This is a genomic window from Buttiauxella izardii (genome assembly GCF_003601925.1).
Taxonomy (GTDB): domain Bacteria; phylum Pseudomonadota; class Gammaproteobacteria; order Enterobacterales; family Enterobacteriaceae; genus Buttiauxella; species Buttiauxella izardii.
In genome coordinates this window covers 1-657 of sequence record NZ_QZWH01000083.1, presented here as the reverse complement: position 1 = coordinate 657, position 657 = coordinate 1, and the positions used below count along the sequence as shown (strand labels likewise).

The following is a 657-nucleotide window of genomic DNA, read 5'->3' as shown; positions in this document are numbered from 1 at the left end:
CTGCACTTTCCGCTTTATGTGCGGCGACAACCGCTGCAATGGGGGCTGCTGCAGGGATCACCTGGCTAATCGACGGCAGTTACCAGAGTATCTCAATGGCTATCAGTAATATGATTGGTGATGTGAGCGGGATGATTTGTGATGGCGCTTCAAACAGTTGCGCGATGAAAGTGTCGACCAGCGCCGCTTCGGCATGGAAAGCGGTGCTGATGGCACTCGATAATACGTCGGTCAGTGGAAATGAAGGGATCGTTGCACATGATGTTGAGCAGTCGATCCGCAATCTTTGTGCGCTGGCAAGCCAGGCAATGCAACACACCGATCGTCAGATTATTGCGATCATGGCGAATAAGGTGGCGTGAATCAGAAGCTGGCTTCTTCTTCCGCCAGCCGCACGTCAGCTTCGACAACAATTGCTTCCAGTTCGTTGAGCATTTCGTCGTAGCTTAGTTCGACCTCAGCGGTTGTTGTCGCAACAGCAACCGCTGGCACCGCTTTCTTTGCTGCTTTCTTATTCGAAGGTTTCTTGCTCACGGATAACTCCTGTTGGTCCATTCCTGATACTGGTCAGACCGGTAAATCTATCAGCAATGCGCGCAGCGGGGTATCTGCGACCAGCGTAATGTTAGCTTCGTCACGGATAAAAGCCCCATCTCC

The 657-nt window shown here is 52.1% G+C and carries 3 protein-coding genes; 1 reads left to right on the top strand and 2 read right to left on the bottom strand.

Features of this window, described 5'->3' with window-relative positions; translation table 11 throughout:
- A partial coding sequence (locus D6029_RS22315) for an L-serine ammonia-lyase, iron-sulfur-dependent, subunit alpha (RefSeq protein ID WP_208642711.1) occupies positions 1 to 362 on the top strand: 362 nt, incomplete at its 5' end.
- Position 363: 1 nt separating this feature from the next.
- Here D6029_RS22315 and D6029_RS22310 read toward each other — a convergent pair.
- Positions 364 to 534 (bottom strand): hypothetical protein, encoded by a 171-nt coding sequence (locus D6029_RS22310; RefSeq protein WP_418230287.1) that lies wholly within the window; start codon positions 532 to 534, stop codon positions 364 to 366.
- Positions 535 to 567: 33 nt separating this feature from the next.
- Positions 568 to 657, bottom strand: a 90-nt coding sequence (locus D6029_RS22305) for a cupin domain-containing protein (RefSeq protein WP_472297468.1), incomplete at its 5' end; no start/stop codon positions are given.